Source organism: Brucella cytisi (genome assembly GCF_038433355.1).
Taxonomy (GTDB): Bacteria; Pseudomonadota; Alphaproteobacteria; order Rhizobiales; family Rhizobiaceae; genus Brucella; species Brucella cytisi.
This window is the reverse complement of sequence record NZ_JBCAUP010000007.1, coordinates 44,993-69,373: the sequence shown is the minus strand read 5'-3', so window position 1 is coordinate 69,373 and position 24,381 is coordinate 44,993. Positions and strand designations below refer to the sequence as shown.

Below are 24,381 nucleotides of genomic sequence, written 5' to 3'. Positions count from 1 at the left end.
TCGATCATATGAAGCGCACTATGATCGCGGCGCCGAGACCGATCAGGATGCCACCACTGACTTTTGAGACCCAGGTGCCGGAGCCCGACGAAACACGCGGCGATGCGAAGGAGGCGATGGCCACCGCGGTAAGATCGCCGAGCGAGAAAGCGCTGTTGACGATGATACCAAGCAGTAGGAACTGAAGCCTGTCAGGCATTGCCGCCTGCGGATCAACGAACTGCGGCAGGAAGGTCAGGAAAAACAGCGCGGTCTTCGGATTAAGAATCTCGACCAGGATGCTGTCGCGCAGAACGCGCTTGTGCCTCGCAGGGATTTCGGTTTCTTCCTCCGGGATGGCGGGAAAGATCATCCTTCCACCCAGCCAAAGCATATAGAGCGCGCCCGCCATCCGCACGAGTGAATAGAGCACAGGCGCATGGTGCAGAAGCGCGGCCAGTCCAACGGACGCAGTCACAATATGGATGTAGCAACCGAGATGGATGCCGAGGGCCGCCATCAGGCCCGCCCTGTGCCCGTAAGCCAGGGTCTGTGCGGACATATAAAGGATTGCTGGACCTGGCAAGATGGCGAAGGCAAGTGTAGCAAGGGCAAACGGTATCCAGGTTTCCGGCAACATGCTGCCGACCTCCGATCTCCCGCCAGGCCGGAGTCAATCAGACTTTATTGATCATGAAAAACGATTTATCATCATGCTATTCATGATCGTTCGAGGTGAATCAATGTTCGATATCGCACTGTTGCGGACCTTTGAGGCAGTCGCTGGCTTATCGAGTTTCACACGAGCGGGGCAACAGCTGAACTTGACGCAATCGGCCGTGAGCGCGCATATCCGGCGGCTGGAAGAACAGACGGGGACCGTCCTCTTCGAGCGCAATACCCGCTCGGTTGCGCTGACGCCGCAGGGGCAGGCTCTGCTCGGCTACGCAAAGGCGATCCTGCGCCTGAGCGAGGAAGCCCGGACCCTTATGAAAGGAAACAGCAGCGGGTTTCATCTGCGGATGGGTGCCTCCGATGATCTGACGAGTACATGGCTGCCGTCGGCGCTGAAAAAGTTTCAGGATTCCCGCTCGGACAGGACGTTGGAAATCCAGATTTCGAACACAGCCTCTTTGCTGGAATCCATGGACAGGAGCGAACTTGACCTGATCATTGCCTGCCGATGTCGGGGCGATCAGTCCGGCATCCATTTGTGGAATGAACCGCTCCGATGGATGGTCGGCAAGACACCGCTCGATACCGAAGCACCGATTCCGCTCGCCGTCTTTCCTGAACCGTGTCCTTACAGGGATGCCGCCCTTGCAGCGCTCGCCGCGAAAAACTGCAGATGGCGGATAGCAAGCATCAGTCCCAGCCTTGGCAGCCTGACGGCCATGGCCGGGGCCGGCCTCGCAGTCTCGCCACTCAATTCCGGTTCCATCCCGGCAAAACTACAATCAATAGTAGCCGATGAACAACTGCCGCGACTGCCCGACGTTGAATTTGTAGCCCATGTCAGGCCTGGTCTGTCGGAAGAGAATGCGCTGCTCACGCGCTCGGTAATCGACTGGATTAGCGTCAACAGGCCGAAGCTGAATACATAGATGACGCAAGAGTTGAGATGTCAGTGTGATCCAATGAGCGTGGGTATGTAACAGGATAGGAGCACGAATGAAGGATCTGGAACAATTCGCCAGAGAGGTATTTCTTAATCAACCTTTCAGTCAGTATCTGGGTGCTGAACTTGTTAATGTAGGTGATGGTAGCGCTGTTATATCCCTGGTCATCCGCGAAATTCATACCCAGCAACATGGCTTTGTTCATGGTGGCGTGATCAGCTATCTGGCAGATAACGCGCTAACATTTGCTGGAGGTCTCGCTTTGGGAGGTGACGCGCTCACTTCTGAATTTAAGATCAACTTTGTTCGACCTGCAAAAGGCGGCACATTGCTTGCAAACGCATCGACATTAAGCAAGGGCAAGCGTCAAGCTGTGTGTCAATGCAAGGTTGTTTGCGACGAAATGCTCGTGGCAATCGCTCAGGGAACAATCGTCAAAGCTTAGGAGTCTTTCAGGGCAGTTTGGTCTGTGGGCTTAGAGTCCGTTTTCGGGATATTTGCGAAAAAGAGTATACTCATGTCGTCCATCACTTCAGGCAATGCAGAGCAGTATGGTGATAGCCGGAAGCTTGCCGCTCGCGCTCGACTGAATAGCGAATACTCTATTGCCGAAATCAGCTGGTTTCCGTGGGTAGCGAAGCAGTTCCCCCTTAACGCTGGCGACAGCGTTCTTGATGTTGGATGCGGCCCGGGCTGGTTTTGGGCGACGGTCGCAAGCGAGGTACCGGAGAATCTAAAGCTTACCCTTTCCGATCTGTCGCCTGGCATGGTTCAGGAAGCCGTTGAGCGGTGCCAACCATTGCCATTCGCATCGGCCACAGGCCAACAAGCCGACGCGACGGCCCTACCTTTCGAGGACGGTTCCTTTGATGCCGTAATAGCTATGCACATGTTCTATCATCTGGCTGACCCGTCGAAGGCGATTGCAGAAATGTATCGGGTTTTGAAGCCGGGCGGCTTCCTTGCCTTGACGACGAACGGGGCCGGGAACATGCGCGAGATGTATGCGCTGGCAACCGTGTTCGGCAGCGCACCCTTGGACCCGGCCGGCGCTGCCTTTGGATACGATGCCGCCGAGCGGTTCATGCAGGCCCAGTTCGGCAATGTGAGCATGACGCAGCACCCGGCCCGCCTGCGAGTGACGGAGCCGGAGGACGTATTCCTAGCCCTCACGTCCTATCCACCCGGAGACAGCGCAGGCGAGGCGCAGCTTGCCGCGTTATGGGATGCGATCACTGAAGCGTTTCGGGCCGGAAATGGAGTTCTTGAGGTTGGTAAGGAAAGTGGCGTGTTCATCAGCCGAAAGGCGGTCTGAACTATCGCACATTTCCTGAAACCTGCACCATGTCCGCAGTTGCCAGTGTTCAGGTCCCGTAAGGGTAAAATACCTTGGCAAAAAGGGGTGTTTTAACTGGAAGCGTCAAAATTTGACGTCTTGATTCTCAATGGGTTACAACATCTCCAGAGGCAAAATAGCGTGGCAACCGACAAAACTTAATTCTCAAACGGACTCTAAGTCATCCCAGTACATTGCCGCGCATTATAAAAACCCAAAACCATTTAGGTTTTCTTCGCTCAAGCAGCCGCAAAAAACACGGCTGCTCCACTTCGTTGATGCGGCTTAACGCCTTACGTTCGTTATAAGAGTGATGGATCGAGCCGCAGCTGTCACGAGGGGTGCATATTTTTCTTCCGCTTCCTCCGGCGTGTAGCGACTGCGAGATACAGCAATATTGATTGCGCCATATGGATGGCCCCTTGCATCCAGAACGGGTGACGCAAAAGATAGATCGCCGTGGAAATACTCCTCAAAAGCTGTTGCATAGCCTTTAGCTGCGGCCAGTTTGAGCTTCGCGCTTAATTCGTCACGGTTCCATGTGGTGTGTGGTGTGTAGGGATGCAAATGCGAACGATCCAACACATCATTCGCTTCTGTCTCTGTTAGCGTTGAGAGAATAGCAATGCCGGGTGCCGTGCAATAGGCGGGCAGACGCATGCCGGTGACGACATCATTGTTCAATACGTGGCGGCTCATAAAACGCTGAACGAACACGATGTCGGTTCCGTCGAGAACAGTCAAATTAACAGTCTCTTCCGTGGTTTTACTCAAATGCAGGAGGTAGGGCGTGCCTCGTTCCACCAAAACGCTGGCGCGGCTGTAATGGTAGCCGAAGTCCAGTGTCTTTACGCCCAGTTCGAAACGCTTTGTTTCGCTGCTCTTCGTCAAGTAGCCGAGTTTAGTCAGCGTGTAGGTAAAACGTTGCGCCGCGGAAATGTCTAGCCCGGTCTCTTCCGCGATCTGTGAGAGACTGAGTGTCGGTCTGCTGCCATCAAAGGCACGCATGACACGGAACGCTTTTTCCACTGACTGCACAAGCAGCGGATCGCGACCGCCGGTTTCGTTTTCTCCGGGTGAATTTGCTGACTTTTCCGATTTGCGTACCATCAAAAACTCGCCTGAGATCATTGTCCATCAATAACACAATTATCAAAGCATCTGAAAAGTCGCTTGACATTGTAATATAATAAAATCACCATAACATAATATTTATTGCAATGCAATAGAAATATATCGAGAAGCGTGTAATCCAAGGGAGAACATAATGGATCGCTTTATTCTGACTGAGCGTCGCGGCGAAGTTGGCATCATCACCCTCAATCGTCCGCACATTCTCAACGCTTGGCACAGTGCTATGCGTCGTCAGCTCATCGATGCCTTCGATGCGTTCGAAAGCGATGCCGATATCCGTGCTATCATCCTGACGGGTGCCGGCGATCGCGCGTTCAGTGCCGGTCAGGACCTGAACGAAACCCGCACTTTTGATGCCGAACGCGGCAAAGAATGGGTAGGCGAATGGGAGCGTCTCTATGATCGCATGCGTTCGCTGTCGAAGCCGCTAATTGCTGCTCTTAACGGTGTCGCAGCTGGTTCGGCCTTTCAGGTTGCTCTTCTTTGCGACATCCGCATCGGTCATCCGGCCGTTCGTATGGGGCAGCCGGAAATCAACTCAGGTATAGCCAGTACGACCGGTCCCTGGATCATGCGCGAGATTATCGGCCTTGCCCGTACTGTAGACCTGACGCTGAGCGGCCGCCTGATGGATTCCGAAGAATGCCGCTCCATCGGTATCATCAACCGCATCGTGGACCAGTCCAAAGTTCTTGATGAAGCAGTTGAACTCGGACGTGAACTTGGCGCCAAGCCGCCGGTTGCAATGCGCCTCAACAAACAGCGTTTCCGCGAAATGACAGAAGCAGGCTTCCGCGATTGTCTGGATGCCGGCTCGCGTATTCAGAAGGAAGCATATGCATCGGGCGAACCGGCTCGCATGATGGAGCAGTTTCTCGCTGAACGCGCCGCGCGCAAGGCGTCCTGATCAAATGCTGCCCGCCACCAGCGGTGGCGGGCAGTCTCATACCGCAATGTATAACGAAATAACCTGCCGGAGGGAAAACAATGACAAACGGGAAAACGTTCACAATTCATCGGCGCAATCTGTTGAAGCTCGGAGGCGGGCTCGGGATTGCTCTTGCTGCCCCGGCAATTTTGACGCGTCGGGCGTTCTCGGCTGAGCCACTGACAGTTGCCGATCCGGGTGGCCCTTATAGCCCCGGTTATCGCAAGGCATTTTACGATCCATTTGAAAAGGCGACAGGTATCAAGGTCGTGAATGTGGCGCGCGATGCCGAACCTACCGCACAATTTCGCGCTATGGTCGAAACCGGATCCTATAGCTGGGATGTTTGCACGCTGACACTGTCAGCACGTGATATCCTCCAGAAGCGAGATCTGCTTGAGCCGATCAATATTGCTGCCGGTGATGTGCCCGGCCTGATGCCGGATTCGTTGACCGATGTCTGGCTCGGTGTAGACGTCTATTCGACGATCATGGCTTATCGTGCCGACAAGTTCGACGAAGCTGCCGCGCCGAAATCCTGGGCTGATTTCTGGAACATCGAGAAATTTCCGGGTCGCCGGTCATTGCGCAAGAACCCGATCGATACTCTGGAACAGGCATTGCTTGCCGACGGCGTTCCGCTCGACAAGCTCTACCCGCTCGATATCGAGCGCGCTTATGCCAGCCTTGAGAAAATCAAGCCGCATGTGGATGTGTGGTGGACGGGCGGTGCCCAGTCGAGCCAGCTCATCCAGAGCGGCGAAGTGGATATGATCGCTTTGTGGAATGCACGTGCGCAGGCCGTCATCGACGGCGGAGCTCCCGTGAAAATCGGCTGGAACCAGGGCCTCTATTCCATTGAGGGCTGGGGTATCCCGAAAGGCTCGCCACGCGCCGACAATGCGCGTCAGTTTGTCAAGTTCTGTACCGATCCGAAGCAACAGGCGCTGTTCACGGAATTCCTCGCTTACGGCCCAACCAACCTGAAGGCCTATGAGCACATTCCGGCTGAGCGGGCGTCGTCGCTGCCGACCTTCGAAGCCAATCTGAAACAGATGAGCATTGCCAGGGAAGACTGGTGGAGCGCCAATCGTTCGGAAATGACCGAGCGCTTCAATGCCTGGATACTGGGCTAGGCCAGATTCGATCAAAGCCGAAACTGGGCGGCCGACGGTCTCCCTGACAACGCAATACACAAAACAAAAGGTGGAGCAGCGACCATGATGGCCGCTGGCTCCGGGTTTAAAGGGAACGACATGCTTGCCAAACCCGAACAGGCTCTTCAGCCGAAACTTCTCGTTGACGGACTATCCAAGCGCTACGGTGAAACCATCGCACTTAAGCCGACAAATATCGCGGTGCAGCCGGGCGAGTTCCTGACGCTTCTTGGACCTTCGGGATCCGGCAAGACGACGCTTCTTCAAATGATCAGCGGCCTTGTTCCGCCCACCGAAGGCCGCCTCTTCATCGACGGCAATGACGAGACCGATACGCCGGTGCATAAGCGCGATATCGGCCTTGTTTTCCAGCATTATGCGCTATTTCCACATCTGACTGTTGAGGAGAACGTTGCATTTCCACTGAAAATGCGTGGTCAGAATTCTGCAGACATCAAGAAGCAGGTACAGCACACGCTGGAAATGGTTCAGCTCGGCCACCTGGCATCCCGCTTCCCGCGTGAGCTTTCGGGGGGACAGCAACAGCGCGTGGCGCTGGCGCGCTGCTTTGTCTATCAGCCATCCATCATTCTTATGGACGAACCGCTCGGTGCGCTCGACAAGAAGCTGCGAGAGCATATGCAGTTCGAGATCAAGCGGTTGCATCGTAAGACCGGTGCGACCGTTGTTTATGTGACGCACGATCAGGAAGAGGCGCTTGCGCTTTCGGATCGCATTTGTCTGATGAACCATGCGATGGTTGAGCAGATCGCGCCACCGCAGGAAATCTACACCCGCCCGGCCACCGCTTTCGCTGCAGACTTTATCGGCATTTCCAATATTTTCCGAGGCAATGTCGAAACGGACACCGACGGTCGCAAGCGTCTTGCGACCGGGAATGCGAAGCTTCTTCTTGACAAGGCATGCACGGTAGATGGCGGCGAGATGGCCCTCGTCGTAAGGCCGGAACATCTGGCGCTCGGCGATACCGGAGTGAACCGCATCAGCGGTCAGGTCACGGAAGTGGTCTATGCCGGGTCCGAAACTCGCATATTGGTCGATGCCGCCGAAACGCGTTTGCTGACGGTGCGCGTGCCGCCGGGCCAGGTTATCCCTGCGCTGGGCGAAGACGTTACACTGAGCTGGCAGCCTGAAGCCGCCGTTCTGGTGACGCCATGAGTGTAGCTGCAGTCTCCCAGACGGGCGCGACGACGCGTTCCCCTTTCCGGTTCGGTCCGCTGTGGCTAGCTGTGCCGGGGCTCGCTTTCCTGATCATCTTCTTCCTCGTGCCCGTTGCGCGCCTGATGGGCCTGAGTTTCGAAAATGCCGATACGGGTGCGATGACGGCGGCGCATTACACACGAATCTTCGACACGGATGTCTATTTTCGCGTTTTGCTGATTACCTTTCGCATTGCCGCTCTGACCACGCTGTTTTCGCTTCTGTTCGGCTATCCGCTTGCCTACTGGCTGTCGCGTCTGCCGGAGCGCAAACGCGGTCTCATGATCCTGTTAGTCATGGTGCCGTTCTGGACGAGCTATCTTGTCAAGAGCTTTGCCTGGGTTATTCTTCTCGGGCGTACCGGCGCGATCAATCAACTTGGCCTTGCCTCCGGTGTCATCGGTTCACCGCTCGAAATGCTGCATAACGAGTTCGGGGTCATGATCGGCATGGTTCATGCCATGATGCCACTGGCGGTATTGACCATGCTGCCGGTTATGAGCGGGCTTGATCGCAAGCTGACACAGGCTTCAGGCACGCTGGGGGCAGATTCCGCCAAGAGTTTCTGGCTGGTCTATTTCCCGTTGTCCCTCCCGGGGGCCGCTGCAGCGGGGCTTCTCACCTTCATTTCTTCCCTTGGCTTTTTCATCGTTCCGGCCCTTTTAGGGGGACGCCAGCAGACCATGCTGGCGCAACTGATCATCGTGCAGGTGCAGGAAATCCTGAACTGGGCTTTCGCGGGTGCACTAGCTGCCATGATGCTGGTCGCTGCCCTTGTTACCTGCTGGGTCTATGATCGCGTTTTCGGTCTCTCAAGCCTTTCAGGCGATACGGGCACCGGACCTAAGGGCAAGAATGGTATTCTGCGAAATTGCGGTTTGCGTATTCTGGAAGTTTGTGCGCTTACGTCAAGCCGCGTCGCAACCGCAGTCAGTGATTTGCTTGGACAAGCCGTCACAAAGCGTCTGATGGGACTGTATTGCTTTCTGTCCTGCGCATTTTTGATGTTGCCGACGCTCATCGTGATCCCGATTGCGTTCACCAGTTCGCAGTTTCTGGAATTCCCGCCTCCCGGGTTCAGTCTTGACTGGTTCCGGGCCTATTTCGCCTCCGACCTCTGGTTGTCTGCGACCTTGCGCTCCTTCGGAGTCGCCTTTGCAACGGCAATCTTCGCGACGGTCATTGGTGGATTTGCAGCGCTGGCATTGGCGCGATCGCGATCGCGTTGGGCTGGACTGATCTTTGCCTTCTTTCTCGCTCCTATGATCGTTCCCCGCATCGTTATCGCTGTAGGCCTGTTTTATCTGTTCGCCCAGATCGGACTTGTGGCCACCAATACCGGCCTCGTAATCGGCCATACAGTACTGGCTCTGCCTTTTGCATTCGTTGCGATTGCCGCAGTCTTGAAAAGCTATGACTGGCGTCTTGATCAGGCCGCGGCAACTCTCGGCGCGAACAAGGTACAAGCCCTGCGTTTCGTTACCGTTCCGCTTATCCGCAGCGGTCTGACGGCAGCATTCCTGTTCGCCTTTATTACCTCCTTCGACGAACTGACGGTTGCGATCTTTGTCAGTGGCGGCATCAAGACCACTCTGCCCAAACAGATGTGGGATGACATGATCCTCCAGCTCAATCCGACGCTTGCCGCTGTATCGGTCGTCGTTTTCCTCATCGTCACAACACTTCTTCTGGCGGCGGAAAAACTCCGCCGCTCCTCCTGATCAAAAAAGAGTGCTTCCCATGACTTTGAAATTTGAAGGCTTCCTCGGAAGCTTCCTGACCAAGGCTGCGCAAAAGCCGGACCAGAACTTTGCCCTTTTTAATGGCGAACCGATCAGCTTCGCTGCCATTGAGAGGAAGTCAGCCGCACTTGCTACGCATCTGAATGCTCGCGGGCTTAAGCACGGTGATCGTGCTGCGGTCATGATGCGTAATTCGGACCTTTCCTTGCCCGTCCTGTTCGGTCTTGCTCGCGCGGGCATTGCCTGGGTGCCGGTCAATGCGCAGCAACGGGGCGAGGGGTTGCGCTATATTCTGAACCATTGCGAGCCCGGCGTGGTCATTTGCGATCCAGATGCGCGGGAAACCATCCGTGAATGTGGTGCCGAGATAGCGGGGGATGCTTTCATACTGACGTCGGGCGAAGGATCGCTAGAGGACATCGTCGCCGGGGAAAGCGCGAGCTTCACCGAAGCGCTGCCCGCTGCGAGCGATCTTTTCGCTATCATGTATACGTCCGGCACGACCGGGCGCCCAAAAGGCGTGCTTGTTTCCCACGGCATGATGCGGCTTGCCGGAGAAGCCGTACGGCAACTGACTATGGTGCGCCCTGGCGATGTGTTCTTCGTCTGGGAGCCGCTTTATCACATAGGCGGTGCACAGCTTATCGTCCTTCCCGCTCTGGAAGACGTCACACTGGCGATGGTCGACCGTTTCAGCGCCAGCCGTTTCTGGGCGCAGGTCCGCGAATATGGTGCAACGCATATCCATTATCTGGGCGGTATCCTGCAAATATTGCTGAAGCAGCCGGAATGCGCTTTCGATCGGGATCATCCGGTGCGGATCGCCTGGGGCGGCGGCTGTCCCAAAGAAATCTGGCCGCTTTTCCGCGACCGCTTCGGTGTCGAGATGCGGGAATGTTATGGCATGACCGAAGCGTCAAGCATCACAACCTGTAATGATAACGGAACCCCGGGTGCAGTGGGCAAACCCATGCCATGGTTCACGGTCGAGCTTCTTGATGAAACCGGCCAGCCAGTAGCTGAGGGTGAGAAAGGCGAGATCGTCGTGCGTTCTTCTATCGAGGGAGCCTTGTTTCAGGGATATCTGCGTAATCGTGAAGCGACTGAAAAGACCCTTCGCAAGGGAACACTTCATACTGGCGATTCCGGTTCGTTCGACGCAGACGGTAATCTCTGGTTTCACGGTCGCCTGACCGACAGTGTACGCTGTAAAGGCGAGAATGTTTCCGCATGGGAAGTCGAACATATCGCGGGCGCTTATCCATCGGTAGAAGATTGTGCAATTGTCGGCGTTGCTGCCGAATTTGGCGAGCAGGACATAAAGCTGTTCGTCAAGCCGAAGTATGGGTGCGAAGTCGATCCTGCTGCGCTTTCGGCATGGCTGTCGAGCCGTCTCGCAACCTATCAGAATCCACGTTACATTGCCTTGATTGACGAGTTCGAGCGCACGCCCAGTCAGCGTATCATGAAGCACAAACTGTCGAAGGATCTCGGCGATTGCTGGGACCGGTATGAGGCAGCGCTCACCCCGGGCCGGTAGCCGAACCATGGAATAGCTTTTCGACGGGTCGACAGCGTTTCCAGTGCCTTCCGGGTGCGATGAAATCCTCCGACGAAATCAAACCGTGTGAAATTCCTGTTGACTAGAAAGCGCAAGTTTTTTGGCCTTCGCGGGTTTCGCGGAGGCATCGTTTCTGCTGCTTTTGAGCGATAACGCAGTAACAAGCGGGAGGCATGTTGCCATAGATATGCGACAGTTGGTTTTGGAGATGAAGGCTGCTCCAGTCGGCCATGGTTTTTTTCGACCGGACAAGCGACGGAGTTGGCTTTGCCAGGACCATGCGGAATCTTGATTGGCAATCCAACTACCCAGACAGTGAGTTCGCGTTGTAGTGTTACTCGTGTATATTTCTGTGCCTACCGCTAGTGCTTTACCTGATATCCGAGGCGCTCCGAGATTTTTCGGGCAGCCTTGATAGTTCGGGCTATTTGCTCGTCGGTCGGCACTTCTCCGACTGATTGCACCATGTCAACAATGCCTGTTGCCCCGCACACCATACCCGATGCGTCGAATACCGGGCTTGCAAGTGTGTTCAATCCGAGAGCCGTTTCATGAGGCGCGATTGCCCAGCCTCGTCGCCTGATCTCGGCAAATTCCTTTTTCAGCACGGCAGGCTCAATAATTGTTGAGGGCGTGAAGGCTTCGAGTTGCCGTGCAAGAACGCGGGATTGAAAGGCCTCTGACGAGAACGCGGCTGCAACTTTACCTTGCGCAGAGCTGTGGAAAGACAACAGTGACCCCACGCGTACGCCAATTTCGATTGGTGAGCGTCCGGGAACAGTCGCGATGACCAGCATCCCTTCCGGTGTCAGCTGAGAAGCGACGGCGGAATGGCCAAGCGCATCACGAAGTTCGAGAAGTGGATCGTAGGCGGCGTGCACCATACCCGAATTATCAGACACGGATTGTACCAACGAAACCAATTTGTGACCGACTTCATAACGCTCCGAATCCTCGTGCTGAAACACATAGCCCTGACGAACAAGTGTCTGCAAATGTCGATGAATGCGGCTTTTGCTGGTACCCAATGTTTTGGCAAGGCTGGTGACACCGACGCCTTTAGGTGTGCGGACGACCTGTTCCAATACTTGCATTGTTAGAACGACGGACTGAAGGCTGCCACCGTCTTTTTCATCGTCATCGACCATGCCAGCTCCTCAATCGACATTCATTACCGGTTTATACAGAGCGATTCTCGCCATGAAAACAACCGGACCGGTCGTCCAATCGCTTTGTGCACGCTCAAGCCTCCAATGCGTTTTACTTCCTGTTCATCGTCAGGCGAAGAGTTCGCATGATCACGCCGCTTGACACAGATAGCCGATTGGTTGATAAAAAACAGAACAAGGTTCCGCTGAACGGAACAATAGAGAATGCAAGCTGCGCTTCATTCGTGCGGCGTTCAATTATCGACGAAGGTCCGATCATCTGGCATTTCAGCTGGCGCGGCTTTCGGTGAGGAGGATGGAATGACGATCGCTGACGCGGCAATTGATGAGATTCACCATCAGATCAATGATATTCTGCGAGGCGGCGTTGATCCGCATGTCCATAGCGGACCGTCGATCGCTCCGCGGGCTCTGGACCATCTCGAACTGGCGCGTCAGTTGTCAGAGGCTGGCTTCATCGCGGCTGTTACCAAGGATCATGATTATTCTGGCGTCGTAGCGGCACAGTTGATCCGAAAGCATCATCCGGCACTGACAACGCAGATCTATTCGAGCATTGTGCTCAATAATGTGGTCGGTGGGCTTAATCCTTATGCGGTCGAACATACCGCGGCGCTAGGTGGGAAAATCGTATGGCTTCCAACACTGGCCGCAGAAAACCATCTCCGCTGGGAAAAAACATCGGGTTGGGCGCACCCGGCCTCCACCCAGAAGATGCGCCCGGCAACTGCCGTGCCGCTTTTTGATGCGGGCGGCAAAATGCTGCCGGAACTTCTCGATGTTCTTGATGTGATCGCAGCCAACGACATGGTTCTTGCAAGCGGACATATCCATGTTTCGGAGACCAGGACCGTCTTCGCCGAAGCGCGGAAGCGTGGCGTCAAACGCCTGGTCTTCACCCACCCCGAAGACATCGTGGGCGCCACACCGGAGGATGCCCGCGAGATTGCCGACATGGGAGCCTATGTCGAACATTCTCTGGCTTTTTTCCTGGACGGTTCGAAGTTTCAAACGCGCAACAGGCAGGATTTCAGGTCGCATATCGATGCCGTCGGAACGTCTCGCACCATTCTTTGTTCGGACCTCGGGCAGGTTGGAACCTACAGCCCGCTTGACGGTTTTCGCCGTGGCGTCGCGACCTGTCTTGAGCTCGGTTACCGCGATGGAGATATCCACGACATGGTGGCGCAGAACGCAGCCGATGTTCTCGGACTGAACTGCTGAGCAACCGGTGGCTCGAGCGTACCCTGGCGAGGAGGGTCAGGGTGAATAATCGCCTTAGGGAACAGCCGGGTGCAATAAACCCAGGCTATGGGAGGACAACATGTTTCAATGGTATCGCGAGCTTAATGCTCGGGAACGACAGACCTTTCACGCTTGCTATGTGGGTTGGGCAACAGATGCTCTCGACACGCAGCTATTCAGCTTTTTGATCCCGACGCTGGTGGCGTTATGGGCAATTACCAACAGTGAGGCTGGCTGGCTTGGCACATCGGCTCTAATCTCGTCATCAATCGGCGGCTGGATCGCGGGCATCATGTGCGATCGCATTGGTCGCGTGACAGTCATGAAAATTGCGATCGCATGGTTCACAGTCTTCACGATTGCCAGTGGCTTTGCCAATTCCTACGAACAGTTGCTCGTCGCACGCATTCTGTCAGGCATTGGCTTCGGCGGTGAGTGGGCGGCAGGTGCAGTGCTGATGGGCGAAGTAATCCGCCCGGCCTATCGCGGCAAAGCTGTCGGCAATGTGCAGAGCGCCTACGCTGTCGGCTATGGCTTTGCGGCGTTGCTCTCGTCAGTCCTGTTTGCAACCATGCCGCCCGAAAATGCCTGGCGCTGGATGTTCTGGATCGGCGCACTGCCTGCATTCTGGGTGTTCTGGGGGTTGCGTGGCGTCGATGAACCGGAAGTTTTCCTCAAGACACGCAAGGCGCTTGCCGACCGTGGAGAGAAGATCAGTCCTTTTGTGATTTTTCATCCCCGCTATCTGAAGACAACAATCCTGTGTTCATTGCTGGCGCTTGGCATTCAGGGTGGAGGATTTTCAATCCTCATCTGGCTACCAACTTTCCTCAAATCGCATTACCAGATTTCGTCGGTCACCGTTGGTTACTATGTCTTTGTCATGACGTTTGGCTCATTCATAGGTTATATCATTGCAGCCTATCTTTGCGATCTGGTCGGTCGACGCCGTAATTTCTTCCTGTTTACACTGATGAACTGGATCATCATTCCCATCTTTCTTTATACCCCGCCGATGGGCGTTCTCTCCCTTGTGATCAATTTCATGCTCGGATTTTCCCTGCTTGGAATCTATGCCGCGCTTGGACCTTACTTCACAGAGCTCTTCCCCAATACCATCCGCGGTAACGGACAGGCCTTTTGCTACAATTTCGGTCGCGCGGCGGGGGCTTTCGGCCCGGCAATTGTCGGCATGATGGCAACGGGCAGTTTCCTGCCTTTACGGGACGCAATGGCTCTATGCGCAATGCTGGCCTACATCTTCGTCCTTGTGGCCGTGGCACTTCTTCCAGAAACCAACGGTCGCGATCTGAGCTTTGACGACGATAACCCGATTACGGGTAACGAAGGCCGTGCAGCCGGCAACGCCCCTGAAACACAAACAATTTAAGGACGTGTCAGGTGAAAGAGCTTTCAGGTAAAATCCGAGCAAGCTTGCGGTCTCGTATCAGGAACGGTGAACTGCTTGTTGGCAGTTTCATAAAAACTCCCGCACCCCATATCGTCGAAATTCTCGGCTTGGCGGGACTCGATTTCGCAATCGTTGATCAGGAACACGCCCCCATCAGTATTGCCCAGATGGATATTCTGGCGCTTGCCGGGCGAGCGGTCGGGTTGCCACTTCTTTCCCGTCGGTGGGGCAATGCCACCGACTGGATTGCGCCGCTTCTCGATCTTGGCCTCGACGGTGTCATGGTTCCTCATGTCATGGACGCGGTACATGCTGCCGCGGTCTGCGATGCAGTCCGGTTTTCCCGGGGCAAACGTGGCCTTTCACCGTCGCCACGCGCTGGTAACTATGGTGGTTATGGCATCGCGGAATATCGAGCCCATTGTGATGCGCAAAGCGTAGTGATGGCGCAAATCGAGGATCATGCGGCGCTGGATCGTCTGGATGAAATCGCACAGGAACCCGAAGTTGATGTGCTTTTCGTCGGCCCTGCGGATCTCTCACAATCCATGGGCGTAAGTTTTCCATCGGCGGAGCTCGATGCTGCCATCAAACGGGTTATCTATGCAGGAAAAAAAGCGGGTGTGGCTGTCGGGCTGTTTGTCGGCAATGCCGCCGACGTCGCGCGCTGGCACGAGCTTGGCGTCTCCGTCTTTGTGTGCGGATCAGATCAGGCGCTGCTGCGCAAATCAGCCTCGCAAATGCTGGCAATAGCCAAGGAATGAAAGGAAATCAGATGTTCAAGGACAAGGATCCGCGGGCAGACCTTTTTGCAGCTACATCCAAACCAAATCCCACCGGGCTTATAGCCGAAGAACAATTGGCCGAGTTTTATGCCTCGGCTCCTGACCATACGGCTCCCGGGGAGCGAACATGGTTCTTGCGTGGATTTAATTTCGTCCTCGCCTATTCGGAGATTGAACCGGGAGCGGTGTTGGCACGTGAAAGTCAGAGCGATGAATATGTCCTTTATCTCGTGGACACGAACCAAACCGCCACGGTTGAATGGGAAAGTGTGACAACAAAGGTAGCAGGCAATTCCATCACATTTATTCCACCTGGGGATAGCCGCATCACTTTTCAGAAAGCGGGAAGCGCGGTGCGGCTTTTCACAGTTGCCTCTAAAGACCTTGTGGAAATGGCATCAAATGCGCGTGCCTACGACCGGCCTCGCAACCATATTCCGCCTTTCCAGTCCTGGCCCGAGCCTGCTGGCGGCTGGAAAGTACGTTCCTATTCACTGGCTGTTCCCGATGAACCGGGCCGTTTCGGTCGAATTTTTCGCTGCACGACATTCATGGTCAACGCTCTTCCAGCTCAGATTGGACCACGCGATCCGGCAAAGATGTCGCCACATCACCACGATGATTTCGAACAATGTTCACTGGCAATGGCCGGTCGCTTCACCCACCACCTGCGCTGGCCCTGGACCACTGACATGGGGGATTGGCAACAGGACAAGGCAATCGAGGTCGGTTCGCCTTCGGCTCTCGTCATTCCGCCTCCGGTCATTCATACGACCAGGGCGACAAGCGAAGATCAGAACGACCTGGTAGATATTTTCTGCCCGCCTCGCATGGATTTTTCGCTCAAAGCCGGTTGGGTCCTGAATGCGGACGATTATCCGTTGCCACAAAATGAGAGCTGAAAAGAGCATTCTGGTACGTTGAACTTCCATCCGAGGAATGGTGGAAGGCTGCAAAAAGAAATGGAACATCATGTCAAAAGCACGACTGGAAACGCGGATTGGTACAGTTCTTTTGAAGAACCCGGTCATCGCAGGGTCGGCAGAACATCTGATTGATGCTGAAGGTGTTCGACGCGCAATCAAGGCGGGAGCGGGAGCAGTCGTCGTCAAATCCACCAATGAATCCCAGGCCGCCCGCGTGCAGCTACAACAGGCCGAGTATGCGGTTCTTGATGAAAACTGGGAGCGTATTGCCTGGAATGAATCAGCACCGCGAAATGCATTTATCGCATGCCGTTCTGGTCTGACACCCCAGCCCTTCGACGCCTGGCTTGAACAAACTGCCCGGCTTGATCACGAAGCAAGCAAGGACGACGCCGTCGTTGTTGCGAGCCTGATCCTCGCCGATCTGGAGCATGCCGTCACCATGGCAAAGCAGATAGAAACCGCCGGCTTGCGCGTGCTGGAACTCAACATTGGTACACCTTATGCCAGCCAGGCAGCGAAGGGTGCGGTATCGACTGAACTTGATCCCGCACGTATTACAAATATCGTTAATGCAGTGCGTTCGGTCATAACTATTCCGCTCTGGATAAAAATCACCGGACAAAGTGAGCGTGTTCCTGACCTTGCTGATGCAGCATTTGAGGCAGGCGGTAATGCTGTCGTAATGGCAGGCCGTCTCCTGGGAATGATCCCTGATATTGAGACACACAAGCCGGTTCTCGATACTTCGCTTGGCGTTGGTGGAACGTGGCATTTGCCTTTAACCTGCCATTGGCTGGCCCTTACCCGCAACAAGCTTGGCACTGAAAAACCCTTGATTGGGACAAATGGTGCCCAGTCCGGTCTCGACATAGCGCGGATGATGCTGGCGGGCGCCAGCGCCGTTGAAATGTCGTCGCAGGTCATGCTGCGCGGTTTCAGTGTGCTGGAAAGCGCAGTTGCCGAACTTGGAGAATATCTGGACCACAAGGGACTAACGGCGTGCGAACTTGTCGGCAAGGCTGCTGACAACCGCAAGAGTTTTGCGCAGATGCAAGAACGTCGGGACAACTGGCGCAATCATATACCACAGTAATCCAGCGGCGACTGGCGGAATGGGGAGAGTGAGCGTGGCACACGGGATATATGCGACCGACGAGAAAAAGCTTTTTCAGCGAATTACCCGGCGGATCGTACCGCTCGTCGTCTTTATTTATTTGATAGCGATTATCGACCGCGCCAATGTAGGATTCGCAAAACTGCAAATGGTGTCCGCTCTGGACATGACGGAACAACTTTACGGACTTGCTTCGTCTCTGTTCTTCATTGGGTATCTGGCGCTTGAGATTCCAAGCGCTTACGCTGTCAACCGTTTTGGCGCACGGCTGTGGCTGGCTCGAATTCTTCTGACTTGGGGGCTTTTGACAATTGCCACGGCCTGGGTAACGTCAGGTAGCCTTTTTGCGGCCTTCCGCTTTCTGATCGGATGTGCAGAGGCTGGAGCCTATCCGGGGATAATCTATTACTTCACCTTGTGGTTTCCCAAGGAATACCGCGCTCGCGTTCTTGGCTTTCTGACCTTGGGCAGTGCATTCGGAAACCTGTTTGGTTCTCTCGTCAGCGGCTTCTTGCTCGATCTCGATGGCTTTCTAGGTTTTGCTGGGTGGCAGTGGGTATTTCTCGCCACGGGGCTTCCGGCGGTCCTGTTGACCCCACTCGTTCTTATCTATCTGCCGAATGGGCCCGACGATGCAAAATTCATTTCCACCTCGGAGCGAAAGTGGCTGCAGAAACGGCTCGGACAAGAAACCCCGGATGGACAGCACGGCAATCCGCTTGCTGTCATTTGGGATCGACGCGTGCTTCTTCTCGCCATCATCTACATGCTCATCCTGGCATCACTTTATGGCGTAATCTATTGGCTACCAACTGTGGTGCGCGGATTTGGCGTGTCGGGAACTGAAAACGGTCTTCTTAGCGCGATACCATGGGTTATAGGGGCTTTTGCTCTGGTTCTGGTGCCACGCCACTTGCGCAAGGAAAAGACAGTTCTCACCGCAATGATCGCTATTTCCTGTCTTGGAGTTATCTGCTTTTATCTAAGCACCGCGCTGTCTGAGAACTGGATGCGTATGGTTGCAATGTCCATCGGCACACCCTGCATATCATTGCTCTTTCCCTGCCTTTGGTTTTTGCCGTCACTTTTCTTCTCCGGACAGCGTGTAGCCATGGCAATCGCAGCAATAAGTACTATTGGTAATCTAGGCGGGTTCATAGCCCAGAACCTCATGCCATGGGTAGCCAGTGCGGTCGGGACGCCTGTCGCGGCTATGCTGGTACCGGCAAGTGCTTTAGCTCTGGTCGGATTGCTGGCGTCACTAATCAAGATCGCCGGTTTTAAAAACAGGCAGCCGGTTCCGGCGAAGGAACCGCGAGCTGCAACCAGTGAATGATCGCAATCCTGCTGCTATGTTTTCGCCGTGGTTTCGCTAACAAGACGGGTGGGTAAATGAAGTATGGCGAATACTGGTTTCACTCGAAATGGAGTGGATCCTTTCCCATGAAATGGCACCCTTTACGCATTTCATGCAATCGACCCGATCCGGTATTGAGTTTCGCACATTGTTTACTGGTAAACAGATGGCTGGATCAGGTCCCAGCATTTCGCGGGCGCATTTTTATGTGCGGTCCGAGACACTTCGCAAGCAAAGCTGTTGACGTGTCTTGTGTCAAAATTTTAAATCCTGCAAGCGGCAGCGATAAAGTCTTATGCTAGACGCCAATACTCGACCGCATGGCTTCCAACCGCTCCATGGCTATAACACCGTCCGCAATATTCGGCACGGCAGTGTCCTCAGCTTTAACTGGAACCACGTCCGCGAGCAACGAATGATAGCCTTTCGGATCTTCATTTGCGGCTGCCGTGAAGTTCGGTTTCCCTGTCAGCGTATCGCAATCACCTGAAAGAGTGGCTTTTGGATAATCGATCTTAAAGGCCGGATTGCGGTGCCACCGCACGTCAATAACGTCGTCTACTTCGATACGCTGATGATCACCCATCAACTCGATACGCTCAACCGGTGTACCACGCGACTGAATGGTTCCCATTGCGATTGTACCGATGGCTCCACATTCGAAATCAAACGATGTGTGGATGAGAAGTTTGCCCGGTTCCTTTTCAACTTTCTTGGCAGTGAGTGTGCGAACGGGAGAAACAAGATGGGAAACGAGGTCCATATAGTGGACGCAGTGATGTAAAAAGAAGCCGGTAACCATGAGCTTACGTGAGAACTGTCGTTCGCGGTGTTTCCGGCTTCTTTAGGAGATGGCACAACATCCAATACCTTAAGACCGGTGGTGGCAATGATTTTAAATTCGGTATCGCCATTTGATGGCCAGAATTCGAATGACGATCCTTTTACAAGATTCAGGTGTTCGACGTTGCTACCAAGCTGATCCTGCATCACGCGCTCGGCGATCATTACAGCAGTCAAAAACTCAACTTTTTCTATAGGTGGCGCGTGCGGAATAGCTTTTTCAAGTTTCCGATTAAGGTGTGCGACTAAAATATCAGGCTTTGTATACGTCATTGCGATATCCAACAAAAGTTATTGTTATAAGATACCGGACGGATTGTATGACAGATAGTAATTTATTTTTCCCTATTCTTATAGGGCATCACACTCTGTAGAATATTACTCGTCCTTGAGGCACGAGCTGTAGACACATGTCGAAATCTTTGACGTTCCTTGACAGAATGACGAAACCATTTTTCAAACCCTGCAGATAAAGGGTGCAATCTTGAAGGCATTTTCTTTTCTGGTCGTCTGAATAGTGCTGAAGGCGACAGATGACTCCGTTCAAGATCGCTGCTCTTCCGAGAATTTCAACATCTGGCACAGAAGTACGGTGATCAGTCATTGCCCCGATAGTGTCTGAGATGATCTTTTGGACACGAGGTGTGCGGGGATCTGCTGGGTCGAGTGCTCCCATTGAGTGCGCCAGCTCTTGTATGGCCACAGATGAGTGGTTCAGGTGACGTTTTCCGAGGAATTGCTCAATATCGGCTGGCAGCTTGCCCTGCATTTGATCGATATAGACGCAGGTATCGAGGAGTATCCCTTGCGAGGCTAACGTGTCCTTATCGAAGAAAGGGAGTTCTGTATCAGGGCGTCGAGCGATGTTCCTGTTGGGAAAAGACCGGAGCCAACGTCTGGCCCCGGCGATGTCGAATGATGGCATGCTCAGAACCCTAGTTTAATGTCAGGGTCTACGGTGCCTTTGATCTTGTCGAAGACCTCAGGGAAGGGGTCTTCGAGCGCGATTGATGCGAGAGCAAATTCAACGAGAGCAGTACTGCTCTTAATGCCAGTACGCTTTTTAGCTTGTTCAAGGAGACGATGATTGACGCGAGCAGATAGACGATCAGTCTTGTCGCCAGTGATAAGACCTGTTCTTTCAGCAGCGGCGAGAACATGCATGACCAGGTCAGTGGCTACCTTTTCCTGCTTCATTTGGCCTTACTCCTGTTAAATGACAAAATGAGGTTTTGTCATACATAGCACTTATGGTCAGTGATTTCCAGCCTCAGTTTCCTTGAGTTTCTGACGACGTTTTTTCTCATACTCACGACGCTTCTGGCGGACGTCCACCCTTGCGGCCAAGTTTCTTGTTGCTCGAATTAATTCGTTCGTTCTGAACCCGAGTTTCTATAGATCCCAGCATTTCGGCAATGAACAGCTCACGGCTATCCAATTTGAACGATGTAGGTTGAACCCGAGGCTGTTCAAAATTATTCACAAAAACAGGAGGCCGCGCAACGGTGATGAAAGCCCGTTTTGGTGGTGGGGGAGATTGTGCATGTTTCCGGCGATCAGAACCGGATACATTTATTTGATGGCCGCTCCGGCAAGCGGATTTAATTAGTATCTCTGTCTGCTGTCCGGCGACTTGGCAAAAGTTGGGGTGGCGTCTGCTCTTGCTATTCTGACCGGCACGAGCTTACCCATTACAATTGAGCGAGGTTGACATGTTTTGCGACGAAGGCAGACCTGCAGGAGTTGACGCCTAAATCATTTGAGCGATCGAAAGCGTAGAGTATCGTAAGATGACCCCATGCGATAAGCTGGAGTACGGGATCGTCGCAGCAGAAGCAGGCTGAATTGTCGCCTCCAGGTCTGGTTGGGGTTGGAATGCCGGCGGTTAATACTTTTTCGGGGTCACGGAGCCAAGTTGTTGATGTGGTCGGGACCAAAAATCTCAACTGATATAAAGTAAGCCTTTTCCAGTTAGCCCATAAATGTGACTGTTCAAGTTGCTTCGAATGATTGGGCGCGGCGAAGTCGCAGCCCTGTTAACAGGTCTCTCTTGACTTCATCATCGCGCAGATTTCCGCGCAGTGGCGAAGAAACGCGTTCACGGTGGGCCGCGCAACGCTTTGACGACGATATGTAGCGCAAGTCGTGCGCATCCATGTTGGAACATTTAATGGTAATGCGGCAAGGGCAGCACCACTATGCATTTGCGCGCGCAGGCTGGATTCGGTCAGATAGCTCAGGTTTTCAGTGGCGTTAAGCATCGATGATTGAAAAACCACAGACGTCGTTTCGACCGCCATTCTCGGTTTAGGAAGACCCGCGTTGACGAAAAGCGCGTCCAGCCTTAGCCTGTCGGGATCAGGGCGCGGTGGCACAACCCACCCAAAGGGGCTCAGATCCGACAATGAAACTGTTGAAAGGCCAGAGAGAGGATGAGTCCGGCTGCATACCAGGAGCAGAGGCTCCTCCAGAAGGTTTATGTATTCGAGGTCAGGATTAAGAATTCCTGATGGCCTTAGCGTCACCGCGAGGTCGAGGCGCCCAGAGTGCAGCAGGTCAATCAATGTATCATTAAGACCTTCGCTTACAACAATGTCTATTGCGGGATGACGCTCCTGAAAACTCAAGACGGCACTCGGCATAATGGCCCGCAACACGGCTGCGACGCATCCAACTCGTAACGAACCCTTTCTAACGCCACGTAATGCATCGATTTCATCGATTGCCTCGTTAGCGAGTGACAGTAGAAGATCAGCGTAGTTTTTCAACCGCTCGCCAAATACTGTCAGTTGAACGCCGTTGGGACCGCGCTCGAATAATGGCGCACCTATGTTTTCTTCCAGAACACGGATGCTTTTGCTCAAGGCTGGCTGCGTCAGGTTTAATTCTTTGGCAGCGGCGCTGAAGCTTGCCAGGCGGGACACCGTTGCAAAGTGTCTTAATTGTCTGATTTCCAATGTCATGGTTATCCATCCTGCATATAACCAAAAGCTATGGCAAGTGGCTCCGTAGTTGTTGGCGACCAGGTTTGATTGGTTTTATCGTTAAAAAACTAACGATAAGGGGAATTCTGATGGTTTGCTTGAATGTCGTAGCTTGCCAAAATTGTTTTGATGCTGGCATTGGCATAGAGGCGTCGGCATGAATATTTCGTCTCGAAACAGCGTTGAACTGATTGATCTGGATATTGTTTCAGCGTTTTTGCCGGTTCACCGTACTCTGCCTGAGATACTTCACCGCCAGGCCCAGGTCTATAAAGACCGCGCACTACTGATATTCGAAGATCACAGGATCAGTTATAGCGAAGCCCTGGTAATTGCTTCGCGGTCGGCAGCAACGCTCCGAGCGGCTGGCGTTGTTCCCGGTGACCGGGTGGCGCTTTTATGTTCAAACCGGGTTGAGTTTATGCAACTCTATCTTGGGTGCGCTTGGTCGGGCGCTGTTGCCGTACCGGTTAACGTCGCTTCACGAGGAATGCAGCTCCAACACATTTTAAGCAATTGCGGCGCTAAACTTATTGCCGTCGAGAGTTCGCTCGTTCACGTGTTAAATTCGCTTGACTGGGCCAATCTGGTCGTCGAAAAAATATGGACTATTGGCGATCAGGGAACAGCATTTCAGGGAAATATTCCGGTCACTTCCTACAAGTTGGACGACAACATGGAAGTCGCCCATGCAAGTGGGCCAGGTGATACCGTAGCAATCCTGTACACCTCTGGAACTACTGGTGCTTCCAAAGGTGTTTGCTGCCCACAGGCGCAGTACTTCTGGTGGGGCGTTCATACTGCTTCCTTGTTGGAAATGCGGGAAGGAGAAATCCTTTACAGCTGCTTGCCTCTGTTTCATACAAATGCACTCAACAGTTTTTATCAAGCGCTACTGACTGGTTCTACGCTTGTCGTGGGTCAGCGATTTTCCGTGTCAGGATATGTGGAAGCGCTCCGGCACCACGGTGCGACAATAACCTATCTTCTGGGTGCGATGGTGCCGATGCTGTTGTCGCGTAACCCAAATGACGACGAACGTGCGCACAAGGCTAGAATTGCACTCGCGCCAGGCGTTCCAGCGCAGTTTCACGAGGTTTTCAAAAAGCGGTTCGGAATCGGACTGATTGATGGTTATGGCTCTACCGAAACCAATTTCGCTATCGGGGATAAACTCGTAGATCAGCAACCTGGTTTTATGGGCAGGACCAGGCCGGGATTCCAGGCAAAGGTTGTCGACGAATTCGACAATGAGGTGGCAGATGGTGTGCCTGGCGAGCTCGTGTTGCGCGCATCGGAGCCGTTTGCATTTGCTACCGGGTATTTCGGAATGCCTGATAAAACCGTGGAAGCCTGGCGCAATCTTTGGTTCCACTCGGGCGACAGGGTTATTCGTGACAGTTGCGGAAGTTTTCGTTTCCTGGACAGAATGAAGGATGCCATCCGACGTCGTGGTGAAAACATTTCATCATTTGAGGTTGAGCAGGTGGTTACCAGTCATCCGGCTATCGCCAATGCGGCCGTCTTCCCGGTGAATTCGGATCTGGCAGAGGATGAGGTCATGGTCTCGGTGGTTCTTCGTGATGGAGCACAGTTAAGTCCTGAGCAACTCCTGGATTATTGCCAGCCGCGCATGCCGTATTTTGCCGTGCCGCGATTTGTAGATTTCGTTGCGGAGTTGCCGACAACGGAGAATGGCAAGGTACAGAAATTCAAACTGCGAACATTGGGAGTGGGGGAAGCTACCTGGGACCGGGAAGCTGCGGGTTACATCGTGAAGCGCTGACGCGCATATCACAGCAGGACAGAAACCTAACAAGGGGAACAACAATGTCTGTCTCTACGCATACATGTCTTGATCACAGAA

Annotated in this window: 22 protein-coding genes; 15 read left to right on the top strand and 7 right to left on the bottom strand. The window is 53.8% G+C overall.

Features of this window, described 5'->3' with window-relative positions; all coding sequences use genetic code 11:
- Positions 1-4 precede the first annotated feature (4 nt).
- Complete coding sequence (locus tag AAE521_RS09350) at positions 5-619, bottom strand: LysE family translocator (protein ID WP_342061163.1); 615 nt, start codon at positions 617-619, stop codon at positions 5-7.
- On the opposite strand from AAE521_RS09350, the gene AAE521_RS09345 reads away from it, so the two are divergent.
- From AAE521_RS09345 to AAE521_RS09335, 3 genes are all read left to right on the top strand, one after another.
- Positions 618-1,583, top strand: a complete 966-nt coding sequence (locus AAE521_RS09345) for a LysR family transcriptional regulator (RefSeq protein ID WP_071632465.1) — start codon at positions 618-620, stop codon at positions 1,581-1,583. The two genes, AAE521_RS09350 and AAE521_RS09345, sit on opposite strands and share 2 nt — an antisense overlap.
- A gap of 67 nt (positions 1,584-1,650) precedes the next feature.
- Positions 1,651-2,043 (top strand): PaaI family thioesterase, encoded by a 393-nt coding sequence (locus tag AAE521_RS09340; RefSeq protein ID WP_342061162.1) that lies wholly within the window; start codon positions 1,651-1,653, stop codon positions 2,041-2,043.
- A gap of 72 nt (positions 2,044-2,115) precedes the next feature.
- Positions 2,116-2,913, top strand: coding sequence for a class I SAM-dependent methyltransferase (locus tag AAE521_RS09335; protein ID WP_071632491.1), 798 nt, complete (start codon positions 2,116-2,118; stop codon positions 2,911-2,913).
- Positions 2,914-3,219: 306 nt separating this feature from the next.
- Here AAE521_RS09335 and AAE521_RS09330 read toward each other — a convergent pair whose 3' ends face one another.
- Positions 3,220-4,044, bottom strand: coding sequence for an IclR family transcriptional regulator (locus AAE521_RS09330; protein WP_071632492.1), 825 nt, complete (start codon positions 4,042-4,044; stop codon positions 3,220-3,222).
- Positions 4,045-4,201: 157 nt separating this feature from the next.
- Between AAE521_RS09330 and AAE521_RS09325 the strand changes: the two genes are divergently transcribed.
- The 5 genes from AAE521_RS09325 (at position 4,202) to AAE521_RS09305 (ending at position 10,656) form a co-directional block, all read left to right on the top strand.
- Positions 4,202-4,975, top strand: coding sequence for an enoyl-CoA hydratase/isomerase family protein (locus AAE521_RS09325; protein ID WP_342061161.1), 774 nt, complete (start codon positions 4,202-4,204; stop codon positions 4,973-4,975).
- An 80-nt stretch (positions 4,976-5,055) separates the two neighbouring features.
- A complete protein-coding gene (locus tag AAE521_RS09320) occupies positions 5,056-6,132 on the top strand; it encodes an ABC transporter substrate-binding protein (RefSeq protein WP_071632468.1) in 1,077 nt (358 codons plus the stop codon).
- 120 nt (positions 6,133-6,252) lie between these two features.
- The gene (locus tag AAE521_RS09315; protein WP_374864976.1) at positions 6,253-7,332 is read left to right on the top strand and encodes an ABC transporter ATP-binding protein; all 1,080 of its coding nucleotides are present in this window, start codon (positions 6,253-6,255) and stop codon (positions 7,330-7,332) included.
- Positions 7,329-9,095: an ABC transporter permease subunit gene (locus tag AAE521_RS09310; RefSeq protein WP_342061159.1), complete on the top strand. Its 1,767-nt coding sequence runs from the start codon at positions 7,329-7,331 to the stop codon at positions 9,093-9,095. The genes AAE521_RS09315 and AAE521_RS09310 overlap by 4 nt, the downstream gene beginning before the upstream one ends.
- A gap of 19 nt (positions 9,096-9,114) precedes the next feature.
- Positions 9,115-10,656 carry an AMP-binding protein gene (locus AAE521_RS09305; RefSeq protein WP_071632494.1) on the top strand — a complete coding sequence of 514 codons (1,542 nt, stop codon included), beginning with the start codon at positions 9,115-9,117 and terminating at the stop codon, positions 10,654-10,656.
- Between the two features lie 383 nt (positions 10,657-11,039).
- Here the strand turns inward: AAE521_RS09305 and AAE521_RS09300 are convergent, their stop codons facing one another.
- Complete coding sequence (locus AAE521_RS09300) at positions 11,040-11,825, bottom strand: IclR family transcriptional regulator (RefSeq protein WP_342061158.1); 786 nt, start codon at positions 11,823-11,825, stop codon at positions 11,040-11,042.
- Positions 11,826-12,146: 321 nt separating this feature from the next.
- Between AAE521_RS09300 and AAE521_RS09295 the strand changes: the two genes are divergently transcribed.
- From AAE521_RS09295 to AAE521_RS09270, 6 genes are all read left to right on the top strand, one after another.
- Positions 12,147-13,070, top strand: a complete 924-nt coding sequence (locus AAE521_RS09295; protein WP_342061157.1) for a DUF6282 family protein — start codon at positions 12,147-12,149, stop codon at positions 13,068-13,070.
- A gap of 100 nt (positions 13,071-13,170) precedes the next feature.
- Positions 13,171-14,481 carry an MFS transporter gene (locus tag AAE521_RS09290; RefSeq protein WP_342061156.1) on the top strand — a complete coding sequence of 437 codons (1,311 nt, stop codon included), beginning with the start codon at positions 13,171-13,173 and terminating at the stop codon, positions 14,479-14,481.
- 11 nt (positions 14,482-14,492) lie between these two features.
- Positions 14,493-15,266, top strand: coding sequence for an HpcH/HpaI aldolase family protein (locus AAE521_RS09285; RefSeq protein WP_342061155.1), 774 nt, complete (start codon positions 14,493-14,495; stop codon positions 15,264-15,266).
- Positions 15,267-15,277: 11 nt separating this feature from the next.
- The gene (locus AAE521_RS09280; protein WP_342061154.1) at positions 15,278-16,189 is read left to right on the top strand and encodes a cupin domain-containing protein; all 912 of its coding nucleotides are present in this window, start codon (positions 15,278-15,280) and stop codon (positions 16,187-16,189) included.
- Between the two features lie 70 nt (positions 16,190-16,259).
- Entirely contained in the window at positions 16,260-17,309 is a 1,050-nt protein-coding gene (locus AAE521_RS09275; RefSeq protein WP_342061153.1) for a beta/alpha barrel domain-containing protein, read from the top strand.
- 34 nt (positions 17,310-17,343) lie between these two features.
- Complete coding sequence (locus tag AAE521_RS09270; protein WP_342061152.1) at positions 17,344-18,666, top strand: MFS transporter; 1,323 nt, start codon at positions 17,344-17,346, stop codon at positions 18,664-18,666.
- A gap of 319 nt (positions 18,667-18,985) precedes the next feature.
- Here the strand turns inward: AAE521_RS09270 and AAE521_RS09265 are convergent, their stop codons facing one another.
- From AAE521_RS09265 to AAE521_RS09250, 4 genes are all read right to left on the bottom strand, one after another.
- Positions 18,986-19,489 (bottom strand): Gfo/Idh/MocA family oxidoreductase, encoded by a 504-nt coding sequence (locus AAE521_RS09265; RefSeq protein ID WP_342061151.1) that lies wholly within the window; start codon positions 19,487-19,489, stop codon positions 18,986-18,988.
- Between the two features lie 402 nt (positions 19,490-19,891).
- Entirely contained in the window at positions 19,892-20,455 is a 564-nt protein-coding gene (locus AAE521_RS09260) for a type II toxin-antitoxin system VapC family toxin (RefSeq protein ID WP_071632475.1), read from the bottom strand.
- A 2-nt stretch (positions 20,456-20,457) separates the two neighbouring features.
- Entirely contained in the window at positions 20,458-20,727 is a 270-nt protein-coding gene (locus tag AAE521_RS09255; protein ID WP_071632476.1) for a hypothetical protein, read from the bottom strand.
- 839 nt (positions 20,728-21,566) lie between these two features.
- Complete coding sequence (locus AAE521_RS09250) at positions 21,567-22,493, bottom strand: LysR family transcriptional regulator (protein ID WP_342061150.1); 927 nt, start codon at positions 22,491-22,493, stop codon at positions 21,567-21,569.
- A gap of 178 nt (positions 22,494-22,671) precedes the next feature.
- Here AAE521_RS09250 and AAE521_RS09245 point away from each other — a divergent pair, with 178 nt between their 5' ends.
- Complete coding sequence (locus tag AAE521_RS09245; protein ID WP_342061149.1) at positions 22,672-24,300, top strand: ATP-dependent acyl-CoA ligase; 1,629 nt, start codon at positions 22,672-22,674, stop codon at positions 24,298-24,300.
- Positions 24,301-24,381: the final 81 nt, after the last annotated feature.